Annotated in this window: 18 protein-coding genes; 12 read left to right on the forward strand and 6 right to left on the reverse strand. The window is 68.2% G+C overall.

Annotated features, from left to right (window positions below):
* The first annotated feature begins 33 nt into the window (after positions 1-33).
* The 4 genes from IEW85_RS06070 (at position 34) to pth (ending at position 4,737) form a co-directional block, all read left to right on the forward strand.
* Positions 34-2,121, forward strand: a complete 2,088-nt coding sequence (locus tag IEW85_RS06070; RefSeq protein ID WP_229658842.1) for an acetoacetate--CoA ligase — start codon at positions 34-36, stop codon at positions 2,119-2,121.
* A 91-nt stretch (positions 2,122-2,212) separates the two neighbouring features.
* Positions 2,213-3,208 carry an ArsA family ATPase gene (locus tag IEW85_RS06075; protein ID WP_188683750.1) on the forward strand — a complete coding sequence of 332 codons (996 nt, stop codon included), beginning with the start codon at positions 2,213-2,215 and terminating at the stop codon, positions 3,206-3,208.
* Positions 3,209-3,379: 171 nt separating this feature from the next.
* Positions 3,380-4,033 carry a 50S ribosomal protein L25/general stress protein Ctc gene (locus IEW85_RS06080; RefSeq protein WP_188683751.1) on the forward strand — a complete coding sequence of 218 codons (654 nt, stop codon included), beginning with the start codon at positions 3,380-3,382 and terminating at the stop codon, positions 4,031-4,033.
* Between the two features lie 104 nt (positions 4,034-4,137).
* Entirely contained in the window at positions 4,138-4,737 is a 600-nt protein-coding gene (gene pth / locus IEW85_RS06085) for an aminoacyl-tRNA hydrolase (RefSeq protein ID WP_188683753.1), read from the forward strand.
* A gap of 117 nt (positions 4,738-4,854) precedes the next feature.
* Here pth and IEW85_RS06090 read toward each other — a convergent pair whose 3' ends face one another.
* Positions 4,855-5,355 (reverse strand): DUF2505 domain-containing protein, encoded by a 501-nt coding sequence (locus IEW85_RS06090; RefSeq protein ID WP_188683754.1) that lies wholly within the window; start codon positions 5,353-5,355, stop codon positions 4,855-4,857.
* A gap of 113 nt (positions 5,356-5,468) precedes the next feature.
* Between IEW85_RS06090 and IEW85_RS06095 the strand changes: the two genes are divergently transcribed.
* The 3 genes from IEW85_RS06095 (at position 5,469) to IEW85_RS06105 (ending at position 10,528) form a co-directional block, all read left to right on the forward strand.
* On the forward strand, positions 5,469-6,629 hold the full coding sequence (locus IEW85_RS06095; RefSeq protein WP_188683755.1) for a calcium/sodium antiporter: 1,161 nt from the start codon (positions 5,469-5,471) through the stop codon (positions 6,627-6,629).
* A gap of 65 nt (positions 6,630-6,694) precedes the next feature.
* Positions 6,695-10,333 (forward strand): transcription-repair coupling factor, encoded by a 3,639-nt coding sequence (mfd, locus tag IEW85_RS06100; RefSeq protein WP_188683756.1) that lies wholly within the window; start codon positions 6,695-6,697, stop codon positions 10,331-10,333.
* A 9-nt stretch (positions 10,334-10,342) separates the two neighbouring features.
* Positions 10,343-10,528: a hypothetical protein gene (locus IEW85_RS06105; RefSeq protein ID WP_188683757.1), complete on the forward strand. Its 186-nt coding sequence runs from the start codon at positions 10,343-10,345 to the stop codon at positions 10,526-10,528.
* Between the two features lie 63 nt (positions 10,529-10,591).
* Here IEW85_RS06105 and IEW85_RS06110 read toward each other — a convergent pair whose 3' ends face one another.
* Positions 10,592-11,302, reverse strand: coding sequence for a maleylpyruvate isomerase family mycothiol-dependent enzyme (locus IEW85_RS06110; protein WP_188683758.1), 711 nt, complete (start codon positions 11,300-11,302; stop codon positions 10,592-10,594).
* A gap of 178 nt (positions 11,303-11,480) precedes the next feature.
* On the opposite strand from IEW85_RS06110, the gene IEW85_RS06115 reads away from it, so the two are divergent.
* From IEW85_RS06115 to IEW85_RS06135, 5 genes are all read left to right on the forward strand, one after another.
* Positions 11,481-12,800: an OmpA family protein gene (locus IEW85_RS06115; protein WP_188683760.1), complete on the forward strand. Its 1,320-nt coding sequence runs from the start codon at positions 11,481-11,483 to the stop codon at positions 12,798-12,800.
* Positions 12,801-13,129: 329 nt separating this feature from the next.
* Positions 13,130-14,647 carry an ABC transporter substrate-binding protein gene (locus IEW85_RS06120; RefSeq protein WP_188683762.1) on the forward strand — a complete coding sequence of 506 codons (1,518 nt, stop codon included), beginning with the start codon at positions 13,130-13,132 and terminating at the stop codon, positions 14,645-14,647.
* Between the two features lie 2 nt (positions 14,648-14,649).
* Positions 14,650-15,645, forward strand: a complete 996-nt coding sequence (locus IEW85_RS06125; protein ID WP_444543780.1) for an ABC transporter permease — start codon at positions 14,650-14,652, stop codon at positions 15,643-15,645.
* Complete coding sequence (locus IEW85_RS06130; protein ID WP_188683764.1) at positions 15,642-16,523, forward strand: ABC transporter permease; 882 nt, start codon at positions 15,642-15,644, stop codon at positions 16,521-16,523. The genes IEW85_RS06125 and IEW85_RS06130 overlap by 4 nt, the downstream gene beginning before the upstream one ends.
* A complete protein-coding gene (locus IEW85_RS06135) occupies positions 16,520-18,316 on the forward strand; it encodes a dipeptide ABC transporter ATP-binding protein (RefSeq protein ID WP_188683766.1) in 1,797 nt (598 codons plus the stop codon). The genes IEW85_RS06130 and IEW85_RS06135 overlap by 4 nt, the downstream gene beginning before the upstream one ends.
* A 187-nt stretch (positions 18,317-18,503) precedes the next feature.
* Here IEW85_RS06135 and IEW85_RS06140 read toward each other — a convergent pair whose 3' ends face one another.
* From IEW85_RS06140 to IEW85_RS06155, 4 genes are all read right to left on the reverse strand, one after another.
* Complete coding sequence (locus IEW85_RS06140; protein ID WP_188683768.1) at positions 18,504-18,833, reverse strand: hypothetical protein; 330 nt, start codon at positions 18,831-18,833, stop codon at positions 18,504-18,506.
* 18 nt (positions 18,834-18,851) lie between these two features.
* Positions 18,852-19,571, reverse strand: coding sequence for a deoxyribose-phosphate aldolase (gene deoC / locus IEW85_RS06145; RefSeq protein WP_188683770.1), 720 nt, complete (start codon positions 19,569-19,571; stop codon positions 18,852-18,854).
* A 76-nt stretch (positions 19,572-19,647) separates the two neighbouring features.
* Positions 19,648-21,504, reverse strand: coding sequence for a phospho-sugar mutase (locus IEW85_RS06150; RefSeq protein ID WP_229658843.1), 1,857 nt, complete (start codon positions 21,502-21,504; stop codon positions 19,648-19,650).
* An 18-nt stretch (positions 21,505-21,522) separates the two neighbouring features.
* Positions 21,523-22,449 carry a purine-nucleoside phosphorylase gene (locus IEW85_RS06155; protein WP_229658844.1) on the reverse strand — a complete coding sequence of 309 codons (927 nt, stop codon included), beginning with the start codon at positions 22,447-22,449 and terminating at the stop codon, positions 21,523-21,525.
* Positions 22,450-22,461: the final 12 nt, after the last annotated feature.

A 22,461-nucleotide genomic window follows, 5' to 3' on the forward strand; every position in this document is an offset into this window, starting at 1 on the left:
GATGTGGCCGCGATCACGTGATTCACTGGCGGCATGAGCGCACTCTCGATGCCCCAGAACAATGACGTTCAGGACTGCCCGACGCCGACCAGCCAGCCCCAGCCCGGCCGGCAGAAGCTCTGGACCCCCAGCCCGCAGCGGGTGCAGGACTCGGTGCTGCACCGCTATCAGCAGTGGCTGGCGGAGGAGCACGGGGTCTCCACTGGGGACTATCTGGAGCTCTGGGACTGGTCCATCGAGAACCTGGACCAGTTCTGGGACACCGTCTGGGAGTTCTTCGAGGTCCGCGGCGACCGCGGCGACGGTCCCGTGCGCCAGGGGCAGATGCCTGGGGTGCGCTGGTTCTCTGGAGCACAGATCAACTACGCGGAGAACACGCTGCGCCATGCCACCGTCTGCGGCGGCACCCTGGGCGACCAGGAGGCCCTGGTCGGCCTGCATGAGGATCAGAGCTGGCGGGACTCACTGACCTGGGACGAGTTGGCTGGGCAGGTGGGTGCGCTGGCCGCTCAGCTGAAGGAGTTCGGCGTCGGGCCAGGTGATCGTGTCAGTGCGGTGCTGCCCAACATCCCGCAGACGGCCGTGGCTCTGCTGGCCACCACCAGTATCGGGGCGGTGTGGTCAGTGGTGAACACCGACTTCGGCGCCACCGGCATCCGTGACCGCTTCGCCCAGATCGAGCCCACAGTGCTGATCACCGTGGACAGCTATCAGTTCAACGGAAGGGCGCGGAACCAGCTGGGCTCCCTGGAGGAGCTGCTGGAGGCACTGCCCACCGTGGAACACCACATCCTGGTGGACCAGGAGCAGACCACTGCGCATAAGCACACGTCCGGTGAGATCCCCGCTGGTCGGCTCACCGGGCACAGCCGGCTCTACTCGCAGATCGTCGCCGAGCCGAAGACGCCCGAATTCACCCGGGTGGAGTTCAACGAGCCGCTGTGGATCCTCTACTCCTCGGGCACCACGGGACGGCCCAAGGGGATCGTGCACTCCCACGGCGGGATCGTGCTGGAGCAGTTCAAATCCAACGGTCTGCAGTACGACGTCCGCTCCGGTGACCGCATCTACTTCAGCGCGGCCACCACCTGGGTCATGTGGAACCTGATGGTGGAATCCCTGGCCCTGGGCGCCACTGTCATCACCTACGACGGCGCCCCCGCCTACGGGGCAGCGGACCGCCAGCTGGAGATCGTCTCCCGGGAGCGGGCCACCCTCTACGGAACCGGTGCGGCCGTGCTGGCGATGATCGAGAAGTCCGGGGCGCGGCCGGCTGAGCAGCATGACTTCTCCGCGCTGCGCACCATCCTGTCCTCCGGCTCCCCGCTGCCGGACACCACCTGGGACTGGGTCTATGAGCACATCTCCGCCGACCTGCGGCTGGGCTCAGACTCCGGCGGCACCGACATCTCCTCGGGCTTCATCGGCTCCAACCCCTTCGACCCGGTATGGAAGGGCGAGCTGATCAGCCCCTATCTGGGGGTGGCCGCAGACACCTACGACGACGTCGGCCGCCCCGTCACCGGCGAGGTGGGGGAGCTGGTGGTCACCGAGCCCATGCCCTCGATGCCGATCATGCTCTGGAACGACCCGGAGATGACGCGCTGCCGGGAGACCTACTTCGACAGCTTCGAGGGTGTCTGGCGCCAGGGGGACTGGGTCACCCAGCTGCCTGAACGGCATTTCATCATCCACGGGCGCTCCGATGCCACGATCAACCGGGGCGGGATCCGCATGGGCTCGGCCGACATCTGCCAGATCGTGGACGAGGTCCCCGGCGTCCAGGCCTCCATGGTCATCGGTGTGGAGCTGCCCGGCGGCGGCTATCACATGCCCCTGTTCGTGGTGCCCCAGGAGGGCGTCCATGTGGACTGCACGCTGCGCGATGCCATCATCCTGGACATCCGCCGCGAGCTCTCTGCGCGGTATGTGCCCGATGAGATCATCGCGGCCCCGGACGTCCCGCGCACCCGCACCGGCAAACTCATGGAGGTTCCGGTGAAGAAGGTCTTCCAGGGCAGGGCCCCGGAGAGCATCGATCGTGAGGCCGCCAGCGACCCCGAGGTGCTGGCCTGGTATCTGCAGAAGGGTACGGAGTTCCAGCGGAGCCGTTCCGGCTGAGCGCGGCCGGCGCTTGCGACCACCGCAGGCCACCGCAGAGGTGTCCTAGACTCGGTCTGACCCGTCCGCCGTCGTCCCCGGAGGCTCCTTCATGCTTCTCGACCTGGCCGCCTCCCGCAGGGTGCTGTTCATCGGCGGCAAGGGCGGCGTCGGGAAGACGGCCACGGCCTCGGCCGCGGCGCTGCACCAGGCCCGGCAGGGCCGTACGGTGCTGGTGGTCTCCACCGACCCGGCCCATAATCTGGGCCACCTCTGGGAGCGCGCCGTGGGAGATCAGACGGTCGCCCTCTGGCAGCCCGACGTCGCACCCGACGCCGGACAGGCCGGTCTCCTCGACGGTGTGGAGATCGACCCGCAGGCCACGATCAGCACCCACCTCGAGGAGGTGGGGCGCAGCCTGCGGGACTTCATGCCTGAGCATCTGCACCGGCAGGTGGATCAGCACCTGGCCCTGGCCGCCCAATCGCCCGGGACCCATGAATCGGCGCTGTTGGAGCGGATCGCCCTGCTGTTGGAGACTGCTCTGGATGACTATGACCTGGTGGTCTTCGACACCGCACCCTCCGGGCATACCGCCCGGCTCATGGCGCTGCCGGAGACGATGACAGCCTGGACCGAGGGGCTGCTGAACCGGCGCAGCAAGGCGGAGAGGTTCGGGGCCGCAGTGCGTGCTCTGGATGGTGATGATGACCCCGAATCCAGCTCCGGAGCCAACCGGGACCGGCGCATCCGCCAGATCCTGACCCGCCGGAAGAACCGTTTCGAGGGCCTGCGTGCGCTGCTCACCGATGCCGGCCGCTGCGGCTTCGTCATCGTGCTGACCCCTGAGCGGCTGCCGGTGCTGGAGTCGGTGGAGCTGCACGCCCAGCTGAGCGAGAGCGGCGTCGAGGTCGCCGGCTGTGTGGTCAACCGGATGTCACCGGCGGACCAGGGTGAGTTTCTCGCCTCGCGGCGTGAGCAGGAGCTGAATCACCTGGCCACGCTGCGTCAGCAGCTGCCCGGAACTGCGGTGGACACACTGCCGCTGCTGGCCGGGGATCTGGTGGGCCCGGCCGCCCTGGGTCGGCTGGCCGATCACCTGGTATAGTGAACAGCTGTGCCCAGGCGAGGGAGCGCAGTGATCTGATGAGGATCTCGGCGACTCCGTGATCGACGAGGCGAAAACCAGGTTCTCCTTGACGCGGATTCTGAGCGGCAAGGCCTGGACTTCACTTCTCGCTGGTCCCTGGGGTATCGACCCGACCAACGAAGGAACATCATGAGCGACAAGATCGTCATCTCTGTTGAGCACCGCACCGAATTCGGCAAGGGTGCAGCCCGCAAGGCTCGCCGCGCCGGCCTGATTCCCGCCGTCATCTACGGCCACGGCGATGAGCCGCGCCACATCCTGCTGCCGAACCACGAGACCACCCTGGCAGTGCGTAACCCCAACGCTCTGATCACCCTGGACATCGAGGGCGAGGAGCAGCTGGTCCTGCCCCAGGACATCCAGCGCGACGCCATCTACCGCTCCGTGGACCACCTCGACCTGCTCGCCGTGCGCAAGGGCGAGAAGGTCGTCGTCGACGTCCCGGTGGAGGTCGTCGGTGAGCCCGCGGCCGGCTACGAGTACCTGCTGGACCAGGTCAGCGTTCCGGTCGAGGCAGAGGCCACCGCCCTGCCGGAGAACGTCACCATCGACATCACCGACCGCGACGAGAACGCTCTGCCCGAGCACCTCCAGATCCCGGCCGGCTCCACTCTGCAGCTGGACGACATGGAGTCCCCGATCGTCACCATCTACGAGCCGCAGGAGCAGGACCTGGGCGAGGAAGAGGACGCCGAGGGCGAGGAGACCGAAGGGGCAGCGGCCGAGGGCGAGGAGTCCGAGGAGGCAGAGGAGTCCTCCGAGGAGGGCGACTCCGAGGAGTGATCCTCACTCGCTGAGCCTGACGCTCGCTGGCCTCGAAGGGACCCGGTGTGCCGCAGAAGCGGCCGCCGGGTCTCTTCATGTCTGCGGGCGATAGGGTTGAGGCTATGGCGACAGAGACATCCTCCACCGGCAGCTGGTTGGTCATGGGCCTGGGAAACCCGGGCAGCAAGTACGAAGGCACCCGGCACAACATCGGACATATGGTCCTCGATGAGCTGCTGGGCCGGATGAACGCCAAGTACACCCGCACCAAGATCGGCGCTCAGGCTGTGGCCGCCCGGTTGGGCCCCGGAGGGCCCAAAGCTGTCTTCGCCGTCTCTGAGGGCTATATGAACGTCTCCGGCAAGCCCACGCGTGGGCTCATGGACTATTTCGGCGTCCCCGCGGAGAACCTGATCGTCGTCCACGATGAGCTGGACCTCGACTTCGGCCGCATCAAGATCAAGCGCGGCGGCTCAGAGGGCGGGCACAACGGGCTTAAGTCCATCACCCAGCACCTGAAGGGGGATAAGGACTACATCCGGGTCCGCGCGGGCATCTCCCGGCCGGCTGGACGCATGGACACCGCCGATTATGTGCTGCAGCGCTTCTCCTCCACGGAGCGCGAGGAGCTGCCCGGCTTCGTCGCTCAGGCCGCCGATGCGGTGGAGCTGACCATCTTCGAAGGGCTCACCGCGGCGCAGAACACGATCCACGCGGTCTGAGCCTCCGGGTCGTTCAGGCTCCAGATACACATCAAGTGGCACCCCTGAGTGGGGACAGCGCACCGCTGTCCACCCAGGGATACCACTCGACGAGTAAGCCGGTGGGGAGGAGTCGGCTCAGCCGTTCTTCTCGATCCACTTGGAAACCTCGCGGGCCTGAAGCTCCACGAACTTGCGCATATACGGCTCGGCGGCGGACTTCACCTTATTGCCGATCAGCGGGATCTTCACCGTGATGTCGCCGCGGACAGTGGAGAGGGTCTCGCCGTCGCGGGCATGCAGGTTCTGGGAGGCCTCGGCGGTGATCGGGGCGCCCTGGATCTTCACGGTCATATCCGAGCGGCGGGATCCGCCCTCATCGGCCGGGGACCACTTCTCGTCCACAGTCACCTGGACCTCGCCCTTGACGACCTTCTTGGCGATCTCCGGCAGCTTGTCCACCGACATGGCCTGCTGGGAGACGACCTCGCAGCCGCCGTCGGGGGTGCCCTTGACCTCAAAGCTGCGCAGCTCGGATCCCACCTTGGAGGCCAGGTGCTCGTGGAAGGCCTTGGAGGTGTAGGCGGTGATGATCTCACTGACGTCGTGTGTGATCACGGTCTCTTTCTCAAGCGCCACGGGAATTCTCCGATCTGTGGTGGTCAGGCGTTTCCAGCTGCAGAGTACGCGATCATCCTACGCCGAGGGTCCAGGTCAGGGCAGAGTCAGATCCGGGCGGTAGACTCGGGCCGGTGAGCGTGTTGAGTCTTCTGCTGCTGATCGGTGGATTCGTGCTCCTCGTAGGAGGCGGCGAAGCCCTGGTCCGAGGTGCATCCTCCCTGGGCAGGACCGTGGGCCTGTCCTCGCTGATCGTGGGCCTGACCGTGGTCTCCTTCGCCACCAGCGCACCCGAGCTGGCCGTGAGCACCGGCGCCGCCCTGAGTGGCTCGCCCGGCCTGGCCATGGGCAATGTGGTGGGCAGCAACATCGCCAACATCCTCTTCGTGCTGGGCCTGACCGCTGTCTTCGGCGCACTGATGGTCCGCCGGCAGCTGATCCGCGCCGACATCCCGGTCATGATCGGCCTGTCCATCCTGGCTCTGCTGCTGGCCATCGACGGCCGCATCAGCACTCTGGACGGTGTGGCGCTGCTGGTCCTGCTGCTGCTCTATCTGGTCGCCGTCATCACCTATGCCCGCCGCCAGCAGGCCGAAGGCAGGGACCCGGAGATCGTGGTGGAGGGAGTTGATGACGACGACGCCGGCAGCCGCCTCATGCAGACGCTGCGCGCTACCAAGCGGCGCTCGGTGATCACTGACCTGGTCTTCGTGCTGGTCGGCGTCGGGCTGCTGGTGGGTGGCGCCCAGATGCTGGTGGCCGGCGCCACTGACATCGCCACCGCACTGGGCATCAGTGAGCTCATCGTGGGCCTGACCATCGTGGCCATCGGCACCTCCCTGCCGGAGCTGGCCACCAGCGTGATCGCCGCCCTGCGCGGCGAGCGTGACATGGCCGTGGGCAACCTGGTGGGATCCAACATCTTCAACATCGGTGCCGTGCTGGGTGTGACAGCTGTGGTCTCCCCGGCGGGGATCGGCGTGGACCGTGCGGCCATCGTCTTCGACATGCCCGTCATGGTGGCCGCGGCACTGGTGCTGCTGCCGCTGGCCTTCACCGGCCAGCTCATCGCCCGCTGGGAGGGCTTCCTGCTGGTGGGCCTCTACGTGGCCTATGTGGTCTACCTGGTGCTGGCCGCCTCGGAGCACGGCGCGCTGGATCCGTTCAGCGCAGCCATGCTGTGGTTCGTCCTGCCGGTGACCGCCGTCTGGGTCTCCGCCACAGTGATCCAGGAGCTGAGACTGCGCCGCGGGCGGCGCAACGGCACCGAGCCCGAGTATCCTTCTCACAGCTGACCTGACATCCCTGATCCACTCCTCTGGCGAGGAATCTCTGACGAAGAACGAGGCGTCCTTCACCTATGGCACTCTCCGGTCTGCGCACCGCACTGGCGGCGAACTCCTCCTGCGCGAGGATCTCCTCGGCGGCCTCACATCCGGCCGCTGAGCGCACTGAGGAGCTGCAGATCGCGGCCACCACAGGTCTGCGCCCGGCCGTAGTCGCCGAGATCGCTCAGAACATCCGCTCGCACAGCTCCCACGGCGTGGTCCTGGCGGTCACCGCCACCGACCGCGAGGCCGATGATCTGGCCACCTCCCTGGAGTGCTACGCGCCAGAGGCCCGCGTGGGGCACTTCCCCTCCTGGGAGACCCTGCCGCATGAGCGGCTCTCCCCGCGCTCGGACACAGTGGGACGCCGCCTGGGCGTGCTGCGTCAGCTGGCCCACCCGGAGGAGGCCGGAGTCCTCGACGTGGTGGTCGCCCCGGTGCGCGCCGTGGTCCAGCCCATCGTGGCCGGGTTGGGAGACCTGGCCCCGGTGCGCCTGACCGTGGGGGAGGAACGTGACTTCGACGTGGTGGTCCAGGCCCTCTCCGATGCCGCCTATTCGCGGGTGGACATGGTCACCCGCCGCGGCGAGTTCGCCGTGCGCGGCGGCATCCTGGACGTCTTCCCGCCCACAGAGCCCCACCCGCTGCGCGTGGAGTTCTTCGGCGACGAGGTCGAGCAGATTCGCTGGTTCTCCGTGGCGGACCAGCGCTCCATCGAGGTGGAGGAGGGATCCGAGCATCCCACAACCCTCGACGCCGCCCCCTGCCGCGAGCTGCTGATCACCGATGCCGTCCAGGCCAAGGCCAAAGAGCTGCTCCCGCAGATGCCCCACGCCCAGGACCTGTTGAGCAAGATCGCCGACGGCATCGCCGCCGAGGGGATGGAGTCCCTGGCTCCGGTGCTGGTGGAGAAGATGGTCCCCTTCGTCCAGGAGCTGCCTGAGGGCTCGCTGACCCTGGTGGTGGAGCCCGAGCGCACCCGCGGCCGCGCCCATGATCTGGAGGTCACCAACGAGGAGTTCCTGGCCGCAGCCTGGTCCGCAGCCCCCGACGGCGGCGCGGCACCTCTGGACGTCTCCGCCACGGAGAAGGAGGGCATCGCCGCCGGTGCCTTCGCCTCCTTGGCCGAGACCCGTGAGGCATCCCTGCAGCACGGTGCGGGCTGGTGGTCCATCACCTCGCTGGGCCTGGATCCTGAGACCGCAGGCGGCGGGCTGGAACAGGACGCCGACATCGTCTCGGTGGAGTCCCGCGAGCCCATCGGCTACCGCGGCAGTGTGGAACAGGTCATGGAGTTCCTCGAGGGCCGGGCCAAGGACTCCTGGTCCGTGGTGGTCACCACCGCCGGGGGCGGCTCCGCCCAGCGCGTCCACGAGCTCCTCCAGGAGCACGGCGTCCCGGACCAGCTGGTGGAGACCCTCGACGCCGCCCCCGCGCCCGGGAAGATCACCATCACCACCGCGAACCTCTCCCAAGGCTTCGCCGTGGACTCGTTGAAGCTGGCCCTGCTCACCGAATCCGAGATGCTGGGCCGCTCGATCCGCCAGGACAGCTCCCGGGGCAAGAAGGTGCCGGCTCGGCGTCGTCGCAATGCCGTGGACCCACTGGCGCTGAAGAAGGGCGACTATGTCGTCCACGAGCAGCACGGCATCGGCCAGTTCATCGAACTGGTCCAGCGCAAGGTGGGCTCGCCCCAGGCGGTGAAGGCAGGCACCGCAGGTGTGCGTGAGTACCTGGTGCTCGAATACGCGGCCTCCAAGCGCAACGGTCCCAAGGATCGGCTGATGGTGCCCACCGATCAGCTGGACCAGGTCAGCCAGTACGTGGGCGGCGATGCCCCCAGCCTGTCGAAGATGGGCGGTTCGGACTGGGCTCAGACCAAGAAGAAGGCCAAGAAGGCGGTCAAGGAGATCGCCGGGGAGCTCATCCGGCTCTACGCGGCGCGCATGGCCTCCCGCGGGCACGCCTACGCGGAGGACACCCCCTGGCAGTCCGAGCTGGAGGACGCCTTCCCCTATGTGGAGACCCCGGACCAGCTGACCACCATGGACGAGGTGAAGCAGGATATGCAGCGGGAGATCCCCATGGATCGGCTGGTCTCCGGCGACGTCGGCTTCGGCAAGACCGAGATAGCCATCCGCGCGGCCTTCAAGGCGGTCCAGGACGGCAAGCAGGTGGCCGTGCTCTGCCCGACCACGCTGCTGGTGTCCCAGCATCTGGAGACCTTCACCGAACGCTACGCCGGCTTCCCAGTGACTGTGCGGGCGCTCTCACGCTTCCAGACGGCCAAGGAGTCCCGCGAGGTCACCGCCGGTCTGAAGGACGGCAGCATCGACGTGGTGATCGGCACCCACCGGCTGCTCTCCCAGGAGGTTCAGTTCAAAGACCTGGGCCTGGTGGTCATCGACGAGGAGCAGCGCTTCGGCGTCGAGCATAAGGAGCAGCTGAAGAAGATGCGCACCAATGTGGATGTGCTGGCCATGTCCGCCACGCCCATCCCGCGCACTCTGGAGATGTCCATGGCGGGTATCCGGGAGACCTCCACGCTGGCCACCCCGCCGGAGGAGCGGCATCCGGTGCTGACCTATGTGGGTCCCTACACCGATAAACAGGTCTCGGCGGCCATCCGCCGGGAGCTCATGCGGGAGGGCCAGGTGTTCGTGGTCCACAACCGGGTCTCCTCCATCGACCGGATGGCCGCCACTATCCGCGAGCTGGTGCCCGAGGCCCGGGTGGAGGTCGCTCACGGTCAGATGGGTGAGGCTCGGCTGGAGCAGATCGTCCAGGACTTCTGGGAGAAGAAGTTCGACGTGCTGGTCTCCACCACCATCATCGAGACGGGCCTGGACATCTCCAACGCCAATACGCTGATCGTGGACCGTGCCTCCACCTATGGTCTCTCCCAGCTGCATCAGCTGCGTGGACGTGTGGGGCGCTCGCGCGAGCGCGCTTACGCCTATTTCCTCTACCCCTCGGAGAAGCCGCTGGGGGAGGACGCTCTGGAGCGGCTCAAGGCGGTGGCGGCGAACAACGAGCTCGGCGCCGGCCTGCAGCTGGCTCAGAAGGATCTGGAGATCCGTGGTGCGGGCAACCTGCTCGGCGGCGAGCAGTCCGGGCATATCGCCGGCGTCGGGTTCGATCTCTACCTGCGGATGGTGGGTGAGGCGGTGGCGGACTACCGCGGCGATGCCGAGGAGACCATCACTGAGATCAAGATTGAGCTGCCGATCAACGCCCACCTGCCCCACGACTATGTGCCGGGGGAGCGGCTGCGCCTGGAGGGCTACCGCAAGCTGGCCGCCGCCGATGAGGACGCCAAGATCGATGAGGTGCTCGGCGAGTGGAAGGACCGCTACGGCGAGCCGCCTGAGGCCGCGGAGAACCTGGTGCAGGTGGCGCGCCTGCGCAACCGGGCCCGCGCCGTCGGGATCCATGACATCGGCACCCAGGGAAAGTTCATCCGTTTCGCCCCGATGGAGGAGCTGCCGGAGTCCCGCGAGATGCGCCTGGACCGGATGTACCCGGGCTCGCAGATCAAGCAGTCGATGAAGCAGATCCTGATCCCCAAGCCGACCTCGGGTGGGGCCATGGGCACGGACCTCATCGACGCCGACCTGCTCAAGTGGCTGGATCAGGTCATGACCGCCATCTTCGAGCCCAAGGCGGACTGAGGGCCCGCGATGACCCCGCAGCTGCCGCCTTCGTCGTCCTCTCCGGACCGCCCCGACCCGGGGCGGGAACCTCAGGTGAGGCCCGACGACGACGGCGCCGGCTTCGTCCGCGTCACCGGCAGGTTCTTCCGTGCCGTGGACCCGCAGTATGCGGACAGCGCCCTGGCAGCCCCGCAGCTGCGATCACCCCGCTGAGTTCCCGGAATCTGCCCGAAAAAGGGAAAGGGGCGGGGTGATCTGAGAATGCTGGAACCTGAGTCAGGGAACCAAGGATCGACTGATCAGTCGTGCTGCCTCGTCCCTGCCGTAGGCGGGGTTCCAGGGGAGGCGATGCCACACCAGCAGCAGCAGCTCTGCGGCGGGGGCACGGACCAGGAGTGACGGTTCGGCGTCCCCGATGATCACCGGGCCAGCGTCCAGGTCCGTGGCGAGGAGGTTCAGGCTCTTGGGCAGCGGTTCCGTCCGCGCCGACCGGAGCATGCGCGGGTACATGACCTCGGCCACCTCCGCCACACCGTCCAGGGCCAGTGCTGGATCGATCTCGGTGTGCTGTCCCAGTGCGTGCTGGGCGTCCCAGAGGTGGATCATCGTCTCGTGGACCTGTCGGCGCTGCCAGAACAGGGCGGTGCGCTGATCCTTGATCAGGGTCCAACAGGGCATGTCCGGCCCAGCCTTCGCCAGGGCTCTGTGCAGCCGCTCAGCGGTGCCGATGTACCAGTCGGCCAAGGAAGCATCGCCCGCAGGCTCTTCCTGTGGTCGGTCGCGTGGATCGGCGCCGCCGAGGATGCCGGCGGCCCACAGATGAGTCTCTCCCAGATGGCCGGTGAGCTCCTGCAGATCCCAGTCAGGACAGGAAGGTACAGAGGAGGTGAGGGCGTCGGCGTCCGCAGCCGCTGCGATCACGGTTCTGAAGCGCTCGGCGGTGGCCTCAAACTCATCCAACCATGGCCTGCCGGTGGGGGCGATCATGGTGGGGAGCATAGCCGAACCGGGTGAAGCGGTGGCCTCGGCAGACCGCAGAGGCGATCGTCCCGGCCGAGTGAGATTCTCCCAAGCAATTTGCTAGATTCGCTTGTGCAAACATGGCGTCCTGGGTAGCTTGGTGATATCAGCCGCGCCACACCAGGCATCCCAGGAGGAGATAATCATGTCATTCGCACCTGCGCATCGCTGTCACAAAGGTCTCGTGCTCTGTTCGGCCCTCTCGATCGGACTGCTGGCGGCCTGCACCACAGAGGCTGAGCCCGCCGGCGCGGCGTCCGGCGCCTCGCTGGACAGCCCCGGGGTGGAGCAGACTTCGGACGTCCAGGCAGAGGGCACAGCCGCCGACGCCGAGAGTGCGGCTCCCGAGGAGGCCGGCACCACTGAGCCTGCCTCGGCCGCCGAGGACGACGTCCTCTATGCCGAGGTCGATGACCCGGTCACCTTCGAAGTCTGCGAGGAGGCCGAGGAGTCAGAGCACGCCGCGGTCACCTGGCTGGACGATGAGGTGATCGAGGAGCAGGAGATCGAGGCCGTTCCGAGTGACTCGGTGGAGATCGACGGCGAAGAGGTGGAGATCCCCGGCTCTTCGGCCATCGTCATCCCTGAGCGCGTGGCCCAGGGCGGCTGCACCATCGAGTACACCGCACCCTCGGCATGCCTGCCCGCTGTGGAGATCTCCGGCTCCTTCGTTCCCGGCTACACCCTCCCCGGGCGGACTCTGCCCGAGGTGGAGCTGCCCGACGGCACCGTCCTGGAGGAGATGGTCCAGGAGGAGATCGAGGTCGCAGCGGTGGAGCACGACGGCGTCTTCCAGGAGGAGGTCTGCCAGACCAGCGAGGAGGATGCCGAGGATGGCGACTACATCAGCTCGGTCTACCGGTCCTCCATCTACCGCTCGTCCATCTATCAGTCCTCGGAATACATCAGCTCCGAATACCGCCGCTCGGTGAACCCCGGCGACGGCGAAAGCGTTCCGGGCACCAGCATGGACGGCTACGGCACCGATGGTCAGGGTGTCGACGGAGTGGGCATCGACGGGGAAGGCCTGGAGGGCTACGAGCTCGAGGGTGCCGACCATACCGAGTACTACGAGGACGATGACTCGGTCATCTACACCACCGAGGGTGATGTGCTCTTCGATCCCATGGAGTGGGAGCTCCTCTCCGGCGCTGAGAGCGACCTGGAGGCCATCGTCGCCGAGATCGAGGCTCTGGACGGCGATGTCGAGATCACGGTGGAAGGTCATACCGATGACCAGCCGCACCCGGATGACCTGGACGGCGACGAGGCTGGGGAGTATAACCAGCAGCTCTCCGAGGATCGGGCCCAGGCCGTGGCCGACTGGATGGGGGGCCACGCCGACGTCGACACCTCCGATCTGACCGTGGAAGGCTACGGCATGGATCACCCGCGGGCCGACAACAGCACGGAGGAGGGCCGGGCGGAGAACCGCCGCGTGGTCATCACCGCGGAGGAGATCTGAGGGGAGGGGCTCCGCCGCCTGGTGCGGTGCGGGCGGCTTCAAACCCGCCTACGCCCGGATCCCGGAGGATCCGGAGGTGGCCGGCGTCGTGCGCCCCGCAGAGTGGCCCATGCCGTCCCATGATGTGCAGGACCCCGCGGCCCACATAGGATTCTGCGTGGTGTACAACATCTCAGGAGAGCCTGCCGCCTGCGTGAACGGGGGATTCACCGAGCAGGGGAGCCTCGTGGGAGTGCAGATCGCAGCCAGCCCCCACGCCGACCGCGCCCCATCGGCCGGGCTACTGTGAGAACCTGCATCACTCGCCCTTCCCGAAAGGACACCCACCCATGAGGACCCCGCACCGACATGGTCTGGCCGCCGCGCTCGCCGTGGCCGCGCTGGGCCTGACCGCCTGCTCCGCCGGTTCGGAGGACGGTGCAGACGACGCCGGACCGGCGCAGGACGCTTCGGTCTCCATCGGTCTGGCCGCCGTCCCTGCCAACCTGGACTACACCACCAGCGGCGGCGCGGCCATCTTCGAGGCGCTGCTGGGCAACGTCTACGAGGGCCTGGTCCAGCTGGACGAGCACGGCGAGGTGGAGCCGCTGCTGGCCGAGTCCTGGGAGATCAGCGAGGACGGCACTGAATACAGCTTCACCCTGCGTGAGGACGTCACCTTCCACGACGGCACCCCCTTCGACGCCGAGATCGTGCAGTTCTCCCTGGAGCGGCTCGACGAATGGACCGCCAACACACCGGACAACCTCGCGGCCATCGACCAGGTGGAGGTGGACTCGCCCACTGAGGTCACCGTGGTCCTCTCCGAGCCCGACTACGACGCCCTCTACTGGCTGGCCGGCCCGCTGGGCACCATGTTCGCCCCGGACTCGGTGGACGACCTGGCCTCAGAGGCCAACGGCACCGGTCCCTTCACCTTCGAGTCCTACGAGAACGCGGTGCAGATGGACCTGGCCCGCCACGAGGACTACTGGGGTGAGCCCGCCGGGGTGGCCGACGCCTCCCTGGTCTACTACGAGGACGCCGCCGCGGCCGCCAACGCCCTGCGCACCGGGGGAGTGGACGCCATCCTGCGCGCCGAGGCCTATGACCAGGTGGAGTCCTTCGAAGAGGAGGACGAGTTCGACGTGGTCATCGGCGACACTCAGGCGGTGGCGGTGCTGGCCATGAGCAACGACCACGAGGAGCTCTCCGACCCGGAGGTCCGCGAGGCGATCTCCCTGGCCATCGACAAGGAGGCGGTGCTGGCCGCCGCCACCACCGGCCACGGCACCATCCTGGGCGGACCCAGCGTTCCCACCGACTCCTACTACCAGGACTACTCCGAGGAGCGCCCCCATGACCCTGAGGCCGCCGAGGAGCTGCTCGAGCAGGCCGGCGTCGAGGATCTGAGCCTGCGCTTCACCCTCCCCAACCGGCCCTATGCCGAGGCCATCGCCCAGGTGGTCCAGGACGATCTGGGCGAGATCGGCATCAGTGTGGACCTGGAGACCCAGGAGTTCCCGGCGGTCTGGGTGGAGCAGACGATGACCAACCAGGACTACGACCTGACCGTGGTCAGCCATGTGGAGCCGCGGAACATGATCAACTACGACGACCCGGACTACTACTGGGGCTATGACTCCGAAGAGGCCGCCGAGCACTTCGCCGAGGCCCGCGCCGCCACCGACGACGCCGACTACGCCTCCGCCATGGAGGCTGCGGCCGATCAGGTGGTCCAGGATGCGCCGGGGGTCTGGCTGTACAACTCGCCGAACATCGTGATCTCCCGCGACGGCGTCGAGGGCCTGCCCGAGGATGACCTGGGCGTGGGCATGAACCTCAGCGGGATCAGCGTGGACCACTGATCATGAGCACCGCCGCCGTGAGTTCAGCCGCCCCGCGGAAGGGGGCTGATGTGACCATGACCGTCCTGCGCCGGATCGGGGTCTTCGCCCTGACCGTGTGGGTGGCCTCCCTGGTGGTCTTCACCCTGCTCAACGTGCTGCCCGGGGACATGGCCCGGGCTCAGCTGGGGATGAACGCCACCGACGCCGACGTCGCCAGCTTCCGCGCCGAGCACGGCCTGGACCGGCCGCTGCCGGTGCAGTACTTCGACTGGATCACTGGCTTCCTCACCGGGGATATGGGCATCTCCTACTCCTCGCGGGCTCCGGTGGCGCCCCAAGTCTTCGACGCCCTGCAGGTCTCGCTGATCCTGGTGGGCGCCGGGATCCTGATCGCCGTGCTGATCGCGCTGCCGCTGGGCACGCTGGCGGCGGTGCGGCAGAACAAGCCCGACGGCGTGCTGCTCTCGGCGGTCAGCCAGGCCGGTATAGCCATCCCGAACTTCCTGGCCGGCCTGCTGCTGATCAGCATCTTCGCCGTGGGCCTGGGCTGGATGCCTTCAGGCGGCTGGACCGCACCGGCGGAGGGTTTCGGAGACTTCCTGCGCCAGTTGGCCCTGCCGGCCCTGGCCCTGGGACTGGTCCGCGGGGCCATCCTCTCCCGCTACACCCGTGCGGCCGTGCTGGACGTGATGCGCGATGACTTCATGCGAACCGCTCGGGCCAAGGGGCTGATGCCCGGAGCGGCGCTGCGCCGGCACGGACTGCGCAACGCCCTGGTCCCAGTGGTCACCGTGACCTCGGTGGAGTTCTCCGCCCTGGTGATCGGAGCCGTGGTCATCGAGACGGTCTTCGTGATCCCGGGGCTGGGCTCGCTGCTGATGCGGGCGGTGGACAACCGTGACCTGATCCAGGTCCAGGGGATCGTCATGTGCGTGGTGGTGCTGGTGCTGCTGGTGAACCTGCTGGTGGACATCACCCGGACGCTCATCGACCCCCGGCTGAGGAGCGCCCGATGAGCCAGCTCAGAGATGCACAGGCAGAGCTCGAATCAGCCGAGCAGACTCAGCCGCGCCGCCGTTGCGCCGGGGGAGGACTCATCCTGACCGGCGGCATCCTGGTGGGCACGGTGGTGCTCATGGCCCTGGTCTCGCTGGTCTGGACCCCGCAGGACCCCACTGCCACCTCCGCCGTGGACCGTCTCCAGGGCCCCAGTGCAGAGCATCGGCTGGGCACCGACGGCCTGGGCCGGGACATCGCCTCCATGCTGCTGGCCGGAGCCCAGATCCCGCTGCTGGTGGGCCTGGTGGCAGTGGTCATCTCTCTGGTCATCGGGGTGCCCTTCGGGATCGCGGCGGCCATCACCGACCGTGGCGCCGGCATCTGGATGATGCGCTGGAACGACATCGTCCAGGCCTTCCCGCCTCTGCTGCTGGCGATCATCCTGGCCGCCGTCTGGGGCGGCAGCACGGCCACCGCCATGGTGGCCCTGGGCATCGGCGCCTCACCCGGTGTGGCCCGTGTGGTCCGCTCCGGGACGCTGCAGGTGCTCAGCCAGGAGTACGCTCTGGCCGCACGGGCGGCAGGACGCGGGCCGCTGCACCTGGCGCTGCGCCATGTGCTGCCCAATATCCGCGGCATCCTGATCGTCCAGGCCACGGTGGGATTCGCCATCGCCGTGCTGGCTGAGGCCGCCCTGTCCTTCCTGGGCCTGGGCACACCGCCGCCCACTCCCTCCTGGGGGCGCATGCTCCAGGAGGGCCAGTCGTTGCTGCAGGTGGAGCCGCTGCTGGTCCTCTGGCCCGGTGCGGCCATCGCCATCACCATCCTGGGCTTCAACCTGTTGGGCGACGGCTTGCGGGACCGCTTCGACCCACGGATGGAGGTGCGGCGATGAACGACGCCGACGCGCACAGCAGCGCAGGCCTGCTGGAGATCTCCGGTCTGGAGATCGGCACCTCCAGCACCCGACTGGTCCACGGCGTCGACCTGCAGATCGGCCGCGGCGAACGCGTGGGCCTGATCGGCGAATCCGGCTCCGGGAAGTCACTGACCCTGCTGGCGGCCATGGGGCTGCTGCCGGAGAACCTGAAGGTCTCCGGATCCGTGCGCCTGGACGGTGAGGGCGAGCTGCTCGGCGCCTCAGAGCGCCGGATGGCCTCTGTCCGCGGATCCCGGATGTCCATGGTCTTTCAGGAACCGATGACCGCGTTGAACCCGCTGATGCGGGTGGGGGAGCAGATCGCTGAGATCATCCGCCTCCACCAGGGGGTCAAGGGCCAGCCGCTGCAGACCCAGGTGCTGGAGCTGCTGGACAGCGTGAAGGTCCCGGACCCTGCACGGGCCGAGCGGGCCTACCCCCATGAGCTCTCCGGCGGACAGCGCCAGCGCATCGTGCTGGCCATGGCCATGGCGAATCAGCCCGATCTGCTGCTGGCCGATGAGCCCACCACCGCGCTGGACGTGACCGTGCAGAAGCAGGTGCTGGAGCTGATGGGCGATCAGGTCCGTCAGGCCGGTTCCTCGCTGCTGTTCATCACCCATGACCTGGGTGTGGTGGCCTCCATCTGCGACCGGGTCCTGATCATGCGCCACGGCAGGATCGTGGAGTCCGGCCCACTTCAGACGGTCTTCAGCGATCCTCAGCACCCCTATACCCGCGGACTGCTCGCAGCCTCCGCCCTGGAGACCGACCAGCAGACCGGGCGCCTGATGACAGTGGGCGCTGTGGGCCAGGAGGGGCGGCAGCAGGGCGGGCCGGGGCAGAGCGGTCTGGGGCAGACCGGACCGCAGCAGGAGCAGACCGGACCGCAGCAGGAGCAGGCCGGGCCGGCGTCTGGAGCTGCGCCTCATGAGGTCTCCTCAGAGGAGCCGCAGACCTTCGATCAGGCGGCCATCTTCAACCAGACCGACGCGGAGCCGCTGTTGGCCGTCCGCGAGGTGCGCCGCACCTATGGGCGCGCAGGGCTCTTCGGCGGAGGCCGTCAGGTCCAGGCGCTGCGCGGCGTCTCCTTCGATGTGCGGGCCGGACAGCGCTTCGGGATCGTGGGGGAGTCCGGCTGCGGGAAGTCCACGCTGCTGCGCATCCTCACCGGTCTGGACGAGGCCACCTCAGGTTCCGTGGAGGTGAGCGGTCAGGAGATCCTGGGGAAGAAGGAACGGCAGCTGCGCTGGCTGCGCGAGGCGGTGCAGATCGTCTTCCAGGACCCCATGGGCTCGCTGGACCCGCGGATGCGGATCGAAGATGTGGTGGCCGAGCCGCTGCGCGGAGCCTCGCGTGAGGAGCGGCGGAGCCGTGTGGAGGCGCTGCTGGAGGAAGTGGGGCTGCCCCGCCGGGCCGCGGACCGCTGCCCGCATGAGTTCTCCGGCGGACAGCGCCAGCGCATCGCCATCGCCCGGGCGCTGATCACCCGTCCCAAGATCCTGATGGCCGATGAGGCGGTCTCCGCGCTGGATGTCTCCGTGCGTGCCCAGGTGCTCAATCTGCTGGATGACCTGGTCCGGGACTATGACCTGACTATGCTCTTCGTCTCCCACGACCTGCAGGTGGTGCGCCACGCCTGCGACACGGTGGCGGTGATGAACGCCGGGCAGATCGTCGAATGTGGACCCGCCGACGTGCTGTTCGCCCAGCCGCAGCACTCCTATACGGCCTCGCTGCTGGAGTCCATCCCGCGCGTGGCGGGCTAGGGAGGGAGGCCATGGAGTTCACCCCGGTGAGGAAGATCAGCGTCTGGATCAGGCCGACCGCGAGGCCCTGGAATCCCTGGTGGACGCCTGACACGGGCAGAGACTCAAAGAGGCAGGTGCAGAAAGAGACGGGGAGCAGCTCCGAAGAGCTGCTCCCCGTCTCTGAGGCAATCAGCGCGGCCGTCGCTCAGTGCTGGGCGCTGACCTTGGGCTCGCTGATGGAGGCATTGGACTCGGCGGCGCGGGACTCCATGGCATCCAGCGGCTCACCGTGCTCGCCGTGCAGGTCCTGCTGATCCAGGGAGTCCGAGCGGCCGATCAGCTCCTTGGCCACCAGGAAGGCGCCCACGTAGAGGCCCATGAAGATCAGGCCGGGAACCCAGACGTTGTCCAGATCCCAGAACATCAGGGCCGCGATCGACCCCAGCAGCATGCCGAAGACGACGAGGAAAGCGATGAAGTTCTGCAGGAAGCGGCCCTGGCCGGAGTAGGCGGCGACCTTGCCGTTGCTGATCATGCTGGGGATCCCCTTTGTTCAGTACGAAGATTCGGTGCTGGCCGACTGACCAGCGTGGGTGCTGTTGTCTCCTACGATACCAAGTGAGGAGCTGGCTCCGATGCGCGTTGCCCCGGCCGCCACCACAGCGGCGGCATCCTCATAGGTGCGCACCCCGCCGGAGGCCTTGATGCCCAGCCGGCCGCCCACCACACGGTGCATCAGCGCGATGTCCTCCACTGTGGCCCCGCCGCCGGCGAAACCGGTGGAGGTCTTCACGAAGTCGGCGCCGGCTGTCTCTGCCGCACGGCAGACCAGCTCCTTGGCCTCCTCGCTCAGCAGCGAGGTCTCCAGGATGACCTTCAGGATCGCACCGCGGTCATGCGCGACGCCGGCGATGGCCTCGATCTGCGCGGCCACCTCATCCTCCTTGCCGGCACCGGCCAGGGCGATGTCCACGACCATGTCGATCTCCTCGGCCCCGGTCTCAGCGGCCTCGGCGGTCTCGGCCACCTTGGACATCGTGGTGGTGGCGCCCAGCGGGAAGCCCACCACAGTGCAGGTCTTCACCGGGGAGCCCTCCAGCAGGTGGACCACCAGGGGAACCCAGCGCGGGTTCACACAGACGGAGGCGAAGCCGTGCTCGCGGGCCTCAGCCGCCACCTTCCTGATGGCTGCCTCGTCGGCGTCGGGCTTGAGCAGGGTGTGGTCGATCAGCGGCGCCATCTCCGCGGGGGAGGGGACGGATGCGTCGGTCATGAGGTCTCCTTCAGGCGTGGCGGCCGCGGACAGGCGGCACAGGTCAGGTGGGGCGGGTTCAGCCCCGGAACGGGCGTCAGCTGAGCAGGACGGTCATAGCCTCGCGCAGCTGCTCGAGCCGCTCGGCGGCCCGGCCGCGGGCGGCGACGATGGCCTCGCGGCCGGCGTCGTCCCCGGCGGTGTCGTCCATCGTCTCCAGGTAGCACTTGACCTTGGGCTCGGTGCCGGAGGGGCGCACGATCACGCGGTCCCCGGCCTCGGTCAGGTAGATCAGCGCATCAGTCTTGGTGGCCTCGCTGAGCTCAGCTCCGGGCAGCGGGTCCGTGGTCAGGTCCAGGGCCTCGGTGACCGGGGCCCCGGCGATCTCCGCGGGCGGCTGCTCACGCAGCTTCGCAGTGATGGTGCCCAGTTCGGAGAGGTCGTTGACCCGCACGGTGACCTGGCCGGTGAGGAAGACGCCGGCCTCGGCTGCGATCTCGTCCAGCGCCTCCACCGCGTCGGTGCCGCGGGCCTTCAGATCGGCGGCCAGCTCGGCGAAGATCAGGGCGGCGGAGACGCCGTCCTTATCCTTCACGTTCACCGGGTCCACATTGAAGCCGATGGCCTCCTCATAGCCGAAGCTCATGTTCTCCACCCGGGCCAGCCATTTGAAGCCGGTCAGCGTGGCGGCATGGGAGACTCCGCGGACCTCGCAGAGCCGCTCCAGCAGCCGGGAGGAGACCACGGAGTTGGCCAGCACCGGGGCGGGGGACCCCTCGGCGCCGGCACCGGGCTGGGGGCGCAGGGGTCCGCGGTCCAGCAGGTGGCGGCCCAGCAGCGCACCGATCTCATCGCCGGAGAGCTGGCGCCATTGCTGCTGATGCGGATCGAAGACCGAGGCAGAGAGGCGGTCGGCGTCGGGATCGTTGGCCAGCACCAGATCCGCGTCATGCTCGGCGGCGGCCTTCAGACCGAGGTCCAGGGCGCCGGGCTCCTCCGGGTTGGGGAAGTCTGCGGTGGGGAACTCCGGATCCGGTCCGAACTGCTCGGCCACCGGGATGACCTGGGAGAAGCCGCCGGCGGAGAGCAGGCTGGTCACCATCTCGCCGCCTACGCCGTGCATGGCGGTGTAGACGACGGTCAGGTCGCGGTGCGGGAAACGCCCGGCGTCCAGCAGCTGCAGCGCCTCAGACTCGTAGGAGGCGCGGTCGGCGTCGTCGATCAGCTGCACACCGGAGGGCACCGGAACCTCGGCGGAGGGCTGCACGGCCGGAGCCGCGGCATCCTCGGCGAAGTCCTGCTCCACGTTCTCCGCGATCATGGCGGCGATCTCCTGATCCACCGGAGCCACGATCTGCGCCCCGACGCCGAGCCCGTGCGGCTCCAGGTGGCGGGAGAGCTCCCCGCCCAGGTAGACCTTATAGCCGTTGTCCCGCGGTGGGTTGTGGCTGGCGGTGACCATCACGCCCACCTCGGCGTCCTTGACCAGCACCTGGCGGGCCAGCAGGGGAGTGGGGCCGGGGCGCTCGAAGAGGTGGACCTCCCAACCGGCGTCGGAGAAGATCTGCGCAGTCTCCGCGGCGAACTCATCGGACTGGTGGCGGGCGTCAAAGCCGATCACGATCCGCCGCGCTCCAGGGGAGACCACATCCTGCGGGTTGTCCGCCTGCGGGCGTGCCGCATCCAGCTTCTGAGCGGCGTACTGCAGCAGGCCGGCGGCGGTCTGGCGGACCACCAGGCGGTTCATCCGCAGCGGGCCCGCCCCGAGCTCAGCGCGCAGACCGGCGGTGCCGAAGGCCAGCCGCCCGGCGAACAGCTTCTGCAGCTGTTCGGCCGCCTCCGCATCGGAGGATTCGGCGCGCTGCAACAGCTCCTCCAGGACGCTGCGGGTGGAGGGATCGGGATCCAGCTGGATCCAGCGGCGGACGGTCTTCACCAGGGCGGCGTCGGACAACTCAGTCTCCTCGAAGGCTCAGGCAGTCAGGGTTTCGGTGATGATCTCGGCCAGCAGGGCTGAGATGCGGGGTGCTGCGTCGCGGCCGGCGTCGATGACCTCCTGGTGGCTCAGCGCCTCACCGGTGGTGCCGGCGGCGGCGTTGGTCACCAGGGAGATGCCGAAGACCTCCATGCCCGCGGCACGGGCGGCGATGGCCTCCAGAGCGGTGGACATGCCCACCAGGTCCGCGCCGATGGTGCGCAGCCAGCTGATCTCCGCAGGGGTCTCGTAGTGAGGACCGGAGAGCTGGGCGTAGACGCCCTCGGGCAGAGACGGGTCGATCCGCTGGGCGATCCCGCGCATGCGCGGGGAGTAGAGGTCCGTCATGTCCACGAAGTGCGCCCCGCGCAGCGAGGAGGCGCCGGTCAGGTTCAGGTGATCCCTGATCAGCACCGGGCTGCCCGGAGCCCAGTCGGGGTTCAGCCCACCGCAGCCGTTGGTCAGCACCATGATCTGGGCACCGGCGGCGGCCGCAGTGCGCACCCCGTGGGCCGCTGCGTCCACGCCGCGGCCCTCGTAGTAGTGGGTGCGCGCCCCGACCACCAGGATGTGGTGGCCGGAGGCGGTGCGGATGGCCGTGAGCCGGCCCGAATGGCCCGCCACGCCGGAGACGTGGAAGCCCGGGACCTCCTCGGCGTCGACGACGGCGACAGTCTCGCCCAGCTGCTCGGCGGCCTCGCCCCAGCCCGAACCCAGCGTGCAGGCCAGGTCGAAGCGCTCCACGCCGGTGCGCTGCAGCAGCACCTTCGCTGCCTCCTCGGCCAGCACATTGGCCGGGGCGGTGGGGTCATTGGTGGGGGTCAGTCCGGCGTCCGGGACGACATGCTGGGTCAGCTCCCCAGCCACCTGTTCTGCTCTGCTGTGGGTGTAGGCCATAGTGTTCGGGTCCTGCTTCGGCTCCATCGGGCTCAGGTC

This window comes from Nesterenkonia cremea (genome assembly GCF_014642675.1).
In the GTDB taxonomy this organism is placed as follows: domain Bacteria; phylum Actinomycetota; class Actinomycetes; order Actinomycetales; family Micrococcaceae; genus Nesterenkonia; species Nesterenkonia cremea.